This window comes from Gordonia sp. NPDC003950 (assembly GCF_053605205.1).
Window position 1 is genome coordinate 233,203 of record NZ_JBSGIT010000006.1, and the last position, 7,023, is coordinate 240,225.

Here is a 7,023-nt window from a genome sequence, read left to right on the forward strand (position 1 = left end):
TGTAACGCCGGCGGAAGTGCCGTAGATATAACTGTTGTTCCGGTTGAGCTGTCAGACCCCCGACCCGTCAGCTCAACCGGAACTTTCTGTTTTTTTGCGATCGCTCCGCGAATCGCGTTCGTCGACGACTCGCGTGAACCCCGCCAACCAGCGCGACACGCCGACGCGGCGCACCACCCCGGTTGCTGGGTTTGCCCGCCTCAGATTCGCAGTCGCCCGAGTTGTCCGGTATCTGTGGATGCGATGGGACCGTTGTCGAGCCGCCACCGCCGGACCGGGATCCGTGTGGCGATCGGTGTGACCGCAGTCATATCGCTGGTTCTCGCCCTCGACCTCGTCGTCACCTCCGGCCACACGGCGCGCGGCGCCACGGTAGCCGGACGGGACGTCGGGAACCTGTCCCAGCCGCAGGTGACGAGCGAACTCGCGGAACTGTCGGAACTGTCACGGCAGCCGGTCACCCTCCGCACGTCCTCCGGCGAGGTGGCAGTGGCGCCGGACTCGCTCGGGCTGACCTTCGACGCAGACGCCACGGCCGCAGCGCTGTCGGTTCAACCCCGCAACCCCTTCGCCCGCCTCGCCGCGCTGTTCGGACTCTCCCGCGACGTCGAACCGGTGGTCGGCCTCGATCCCACGCGGTTCGACGCGGCCCTCGACGATCAGAAGGGCAGCCTCGAACGGGCCGCCGTCGACGGCGGCGTGCACTACGACGGAACCCAACCCGTCGCAGACATGCCCGCCGCCGGGCTACGCGTCGACCGTGACGCCGCGCGTCCGGTGCTCACCCGGGAATGGCTCGACGGCGGGATCGTCGAGCTGCCGATGGAACCCTTCGCCCCGACCGTCGCCGCAGACGTCGTCACCGCGACCGTCGCGGGCCCGGCGCGCACCGCCGTCGCCGACGACCTCGCCGTCGAAGGTCGCGACGGAATCAACGTGCGACTCACGCCCGCACAGATCGCAAGTGCGCTCACGTTCCGGCCCGATGGCCGTGGTGGCCTCGTCCCGCACGTCGACCGCGACCGAGGTCGCACGATCCTGGCCGGCCTGTCGCGTTCCGAGAGCCGACCGGTGAACGCGAGATTCTCGCTGTCGACCGGTTCGCCGGTGGTTATCGCCGCGCGCGACGGTCACGCCCTGGACTGGGAGGCCACGTTCATCGCCATCGAGAAGATGATCACCGGCGATGGTCCGCGCACCGTCGAGGCGACGTACCGGGTGCTTCCGCCCGCCCTCACCACACGCGCGGCGCGCGATCTCGGTGTCACCGAGGTGATCAGCGAGTTCACCACCGGAGGATTCTCGTCGGCATCAGGGGAGAACATCCGGCTCGTTGCCCAGGAGGTCGACGGCGCGCTCATCCTCCCGGGCCGCAGCTTCTCGCTCAACGGATACACCGGACCCCGCGGAACCGCCCAGGGCTACGTCACGTCGACGATCATCGATCACGGCCGCGCGTCCCGGGCCGTAGGCGGAGGCATCTCCCAATTCGCGACGACCCTCTACAACGCGGCGTACTTCGCCGGCCTCGACGACGTCGACCACACCGAACACGCCTACTACATCTCCCGCTATCCCGAGGCCCGCGAGGCGACGGTCTTCGAAGGCGCCATCGACCTGGTGATCGGCAACCGCTCGCGCCACGGAGTCCTCATCGAGACCAGCTGGAGCCCGTCGTCGGTGACCGTTCGTATGTGGGGAACGAAAACTGTTGACGTGCAATCGATCACGGGGAGTCGCGTCAACTACACCTCGCCCGAGATCCGCACGATCGCCGGCGACGACAACTGTATCGCCAGTAGAGGGAGCCGCGGTTTCACCGCGTCGAACACCCGCATCATCACCGACGCCGCGACCGGCACCGAGATCCGCCGGCACACCAGGACCGTGCGTTACGACCCGGAGCCGATCGTGCGGTGCGTCAGCTGAGTGGCCTGGCACGCCCTGCACCACTGACAGCGCTCGGTTGAACGTTGACAGCGCTCAACCCGTCACTGACGGCGCTTTCCTACATGCGCGGGGGGCGCTGTCAACGAGGTGGCGGGCGCTGTCAACGTCGTGGTGAGCGCTGTCAGTGACGAGGCGAGCGCCAACGACGTCCGGTCGGATGAACGTGTGGTCGTCGACGCGCCGCAGCGCGAGACCCGACCGTACGATCGTCTTCGATGAAACGCCCCAGACAAGTCCCGGCCGCACGTGTCCCGGCCGCACGTGTGTTGGCCGAACGTGTCTTGGCCGCACGTGTCCTGGCCCCGCGCGTCTCGGTTCCGCGCCTTGCGATCGCCCTCGTCGCACCGGCGACGGTGATTCTCTCCGGCTGCTCCGTCGTCGGCGAGGCGATTCGCGATCAGGGGCCGGTGTCGACGGCGTTCGCACCGGTCAGTGCCGCCGCCCAGACGCCGGGAGCGCAGGGGACGCCCGTCGATCCCGGGCAGTTCGGCCGCACCGGCAATCTCTTTCTGCTTCGCGCCGGCGGGGTGGCGACGTGCGGAATCGGACTCAACGTCGCCACCGCGCAGCTGGGGAATCTCACCTGCCACATGCCGCCCGGCGCAATTCCCGGGGTCAACCCGTCCACGGTCGACATCGATGACACCGGCGTACACGCCGCGGCATGGCCGATGTGGTCCGGTGCGATCGCCGAACTCCTGCCGGGGCAGTCGGTGACCGTGGGCGTGGCCACTTGCACGGCCAGTGCCGGTCCGCGGCTGCGGTGCCAGAATCCCGGCGGCTGGGTGGACATCGGGGCGACCGGCACCACGGTGTCGATGCCACCGAGCCCACTGACCGCGCAACACGGTGGCTGACCGACCGCTCGCTCGGGCCCGGTGTGTTACCCGTACCACACCGCGTCGTAGGCTGTCGTCGTGGATATCAACGGAGCAAGTGCAATCGTGACGGGCGGGGCGTCGGGCATCGGCGCCGCATCGGTGCGCCAGCTGGCGGCCAAGGGCGCAAAGGTGGTCGTTGCCGACCTCAATGCGGAGAAGGGTGAGGCTCTCGCCAAGGAAGTCGGCGGCGCGTTCGTCAACGTCGACGTCACCAACACCGAGCAGATCGAGGCCGCGGTCAACAAGGCCACCGAACTCGGTCCGCTGCGCGTCCTGGTGAACTCGGCCGGTATCGGCTGGGCCCAGCGCACCATCGGCAAGGACGGCGAATTCGGTTCGGCGCACAACCTCGACGCCTACAAGAAGGTCATCGCGATCAATCTGATCGGCACCTTCGACTGCATCCGCCTGGCTGCCACCGCGATGAGCCGCAACGAGCCGCTGGACAGCGGCGAGCGTGGTGCCATCGTCAACATGGCCAGCGTCGCCGCATTCGACGGTCAGATCGGTCAGGCGTCGTACTCCTCGTCCAAGGGCGGCGTCGTCGGCATGACCCTGCCGGTGGCCCGTGACCTGTCGGCGTCGGGCATCCGCGTCAACACCGTCGCACCCGGACTGATCGACACCCCGATCTACGGCGAGGGCGAGGCCTCCGAGGCATTCAAGGCCAAGCTCGGTGAGTCGGTGCTGTTCCCCAAGCGTCTCGGCGTGCCCGACGAACTCGCGTCGATGGTCGTCGAACTGGTCACCAACTCCTACATGAACGCCGAGGTCGTCCGCGTCGACGGCGGCATCCGGATGCCACCGAAGTAGTTCGGCCGCAACACCTCTCATACGCCACGGCGGCCCTCGGCGATCATCTGTCGGGAGGGCCGCCGTGCGCGTCCGGGCTACCCGACGGGCAGCGTCGTGATGGTGTGCGAGGCGACGAGGCTCTGGTAGTAACTCCCGCCGGGGTAGTAGGCGGGTGTCCGGGTGCCGGTGATCAGGTCATCGGCCCACTGCGCGGACAACCTGCGGATGACCCGCCCGTTGCGCGGACGCGGAACCGCGAGCTCGGAGAGCTCACCGATCAGGTCGGTCGAGTCGGACTCGACGTCGATGTGCACACCGGTGACGAGTCGGACGCCGAGAAAGTCCTGCCGGGTGGTCTGCGACAGCCAGGTGACGCCCAGCCCGCCGGTATTCGACACCGACGGCTGGGATGCGATCACGCGAATGGGTAGTTCTGCTGCGCCCAGTTCCTTGGCGGAGGTGTAGAAGTTGTTGCCCAGGAACGAATTCACCGGATCGAACAGCACCAGCCCGGCCAGTCTCCGATAGGCCGCCGGATCGGCGGTGCGCAGTTGGTTGGCCGCGGTCAGCACGAACTCGCCGCCGGCGGAGTGACCGGAGAAGACGAGCGTCGACGGCATCGTCAGATCGGGGCGGTGGGCCTGTGCGGAGGCGCGGGTGAAACTCCGCCCGACGGCGCTGTCGGGTTCGACTGCGTGCCCGAACTCCAACGCCATCTGCCGGATGAAGGCCGTGTTGTCACCGGCGTTGAAGGCGATTGCGCAGCCGTTGACACTGACCGAGTCCAGGGTGGGCGCGGCCACCAGGAGCCCGTACGCCGCGTAGTTGCGGGCCTCGACGTCGAGATTGACTGCGGTGCGCGAGAATCCGTGTTGCAGCCAGACCAGCCCGGTGGGCCGACCGGCCGGCAGATACCAATTGACGGGAACCTGTCTGGGTGCACCCGCACAGGTGGTGTCGATGGTGGTCGAGATCCGTGTGATCGACATCAGCGTGGGCGAGGCGCCGTCACTCGGTGCGGCCGTTGCCGATCCGGCAGCCACGGTGCACGTCAATCCCACGATGCACGCCACTCCCAGAAGCCACAGGATGTGCGCACGCACGCTTCTCCGGGCGATGCGAGCGCCGGGCCGAAGTCCGGTGACGGCAGTCCGATGGCAGAGAAAGAGTCCCCCGAGTGTCTTCACGTCGTCCTTTCGTATGTGGCGTCGCAGACGCTACGGCAGCGTGACCGGCTTCGGTCGCGATCCGTTGAAGATCCAGTGGTGCAAGAGGTTACGCCGCCGGACTGCAGACCGCCGGATTCGCTTCGGGAAACTGAATCTTTGCGAAAGAACGTGAAGGGCAGCGCCTCATCGTCGGTGGACAACGATCGAGCGGGCTGTCACTATTTCTGGGGACAAGCGCAGGTTGGGGGAGGGTGAGTTGTTCGCTCTTGCGATGGGAGTTGTTGTCGTCTTTGCGGCAATTGTCCTGGTGGTGATCGTGGCGGGCTGGGCCGTACGCGTCGTCATGAGGCGAGATCAGTGGCACGGCAAGAAGTCTGGTGCCGACGCGGCCGAAGCAGCGGCCCGGTCCCGGACGAGACCATCGGAGTCGGTGGTCGGTGGGCCGGACCGCGTTCGGGTCAGGCGTTCAGGATCACCTTGAGCGCCTTGGTTTCTGCCGCGCGGCCGAACACGTCGTAGGCATCGATGATCTCGTCGAGTGCGAAACGATGACTGATGAACGGGTCGGGATCGATGCGGCGTTGCGCCACCAGTTTCAGAAGTGTGTCCAGGGTATTGGTGTTGACCAGCCCCATCGTCATGACGATGTTGGAGATCCACAGATCCTGCAGAGCCAGTTCGACGGGTGTGCCGTGTACGCCGACGTTGGCGACATGGCCGGCGGGGCGGACGATGTCCAGGCACATCTGGAACGTGGCGGGAATGCCGACCGCCTCGATCGCGACGTCGACGCCGAGTCCGTCGGTCATGGCGATCACCTGATCGCGCCAGTCCGACGCCGACGAGACGACCCCGTCGGTGGCTCCGAACTTCCGGGCCTGCTCGACGCGGTTGGCGTCGAGGTCGATCGCGATGATGCGGCTCGGGCCGTACAGGCCGGCGGTGGCGATCGCCGCCAATCCGACCGGGCCGGTACCGATCACGGCCACCACGTCGCCGGGTTTCACCGCGCCGTGCCGGACGCCGATCTCGTGACCGGTCGGCAGGATGTCCGACAGCAGCGTGCCCTGTTCGGGGCTCACCGTCGACGGCAATTTGTACACCGAGGTCTCGGCGTAGGGGACGCGCACGAATTCGGCCTGGGTGCCGTCGATGAGATGGCCGAAGATCCAGCCGATTCCGGAACTGCCCTCCCCGCCGAGGCAGTGCGAGAACACTCCCTGTTTGCAGTAGGCGCACTTCCCGCAGGCCGAGATGCACGACAGGATCACCTGATCCCCGACGGCCAGTGTCGTGACGGCCTCGCCGATCTCGGTGATGGTGCCGACGCCCTCGTGGCCGAGGATGCGGCCCGGGGTGACGGCGGGGACGTCGCCCTTGAGGATGTGCAGATCGGTTCCACAGATCGTCGTGGTGTTCATCTTGACGATGATGTCGGTGGGTTCGCTGAGCTTGGGTTCGGGAACGTCCTCCCATGCCTTCTGGCCGGGACCGTGGAATACCAGTGCCTTCATCGTTCACCTCATTGTGATCGGGTTCCCCCTGTCGATCACGCTACGGGTGCTTCCGTGGGGTGCGGAAGACGCGTCGCGTCTCAATCTGAGATTGTGTCTCGGGGTGCCGCGTGGGCGGCGAGGTGCCGGATGAGGCCACGACGGCCGGACCACATCATGAATCGGTGGTTGGCGTGCAGGATGGGCCGGATCGTCCAGAGTGGCACCACGGCAACATGTTTGGTGAAGTCGACCTGCTGGTGGAAGTCGACGACGCTGTACGTCAGTGGATCGTCGACGCTGACGTTCCATTGACTCCAGCCGACGAGGTCGCCGGCCAGGCGTGCACGCAGGACGCCGGAGCCGGCGTCGATGCGTTCCTGGGTCAGGCGGACGTGCAGCGACACCGGCAGCAGTGAGCGGAAGCGTGCACGTCCGCTGACGTCGTCGATCCGCACCGCGTCATGGATCTGAGGCCACCAGTTCTGGTAGCCGTCGGCATCGGCAAGGGCGGCGAACACGGCGTCGTGCCGGAACGGAATCCGCCATCGGCTGTGCATCCGGAAGGTCCGTGCGCCCATGGGAGCCAGTATGCGCTCTCGCTTGCCGTCGGTGGACGGCCGATCGGCGAGGACATCGTGGAACGTCACTCTATGGCGTGACGTTGTGCGACGTTTGCAGCGCGAAGGGCTGGGACCCGTAGGTCCCACCCCATACCGCTTACAGTGGCTCACA

6 protein-coding genes are annotated in these 7,023 nt (G+C 67.0%); 3 read left to right on the plus strand and 3 right to left on the minus strand.

Annotated elements, in window-relative coordinates; all coding sequences use genetic code 11:
• The first annotated feature begins 243 nt into the window (after positions 1-243).
• The 3 genes from ACWETB_RS07540 to ACWETB_RS07550 all read left to right on the plus strand — a co-directional run bounded on the left by ACWETB_RS07540 (position 244) and on the right by ACWETB_RS07550 (position 3,644).
• A complete protein-coding gene (locus ACWETB_RS07540) occupies positions 244-1,929 on the plus strand; it encodes a VanW family protein (RefSeq protein WP_452210306.1) in 1,686 nt (561 codons plus the stop codon).
• 236 nt (positions 1,930-2,165) lie between these two features.
• Entirely contained in the window at positions 2,166-2,807 is a 642-nt protein-coding gene (locus ACWETB_RS07545) for a hypothetical protein (protein WP_452210308.1), read from the plus strand.
• A 60-nt stretch (positions 2,808-2,867) separates the two neighbouring features.
• A complete protein-coding gene (locus ACWETB_RS07550) occupies positions 2,868-3,644 on the plus strand; it encodes an SDR family NAD(P)-dependent oxidoreductase (RefSeq protein WP_449742721.1) in 777 nt (258 codons plus the stop codon).
• 77 nt (positions 3,645-3,721) lie between these two features.
• On the opposite strand, the gene ACWETB_RS07555 is transcribed toward ACWETB_RS07550, so the two are convergent.
• The 3 genes from ACWETB_RS07555 to ACWETB_RS07565 all read right to left on the minus strand — a co-directional run bounded on the left by ACWETB_RS07555 (position 3,722) and on the right by ACWETB_RS07565 (position 6,869).
• Entirely contained in the window at positions 3,722-4,729 is a 1,008-nt protein-coding gene (locus ACWETB_RS07555; protein WP_449742722.1) for an alpha/beta hydrolase, read from the minus strand.
• Between the two features lie 524 nt (positions 4,730-5,253).
• Positions 5,254-6,309, minus strand: a complete 1,056-nt coding sequence (locus ACWETB_RS07560) for a zinc-dependent alcohol dehydrogenase family protein (protein WP_452210310.1) — start codon at positions 6,307-6,309, stop codon at positions 5,254-5,256.
• A gap of 80 nt (positions 6,310-6,389) precedes the next feature.
• Positions 6,390-6,869, minus strand: coding sequence for an SRPBCC family protein (locus tag ACWETB_RS07565; protein WP_452210312.1), 480 nt, complete (start codon positions 6,867-6,869; stop codon positions 6,390-6,392).
• Between the last annotated feature and the right edge of the window lie 154 nt (positions 6,870-7,023).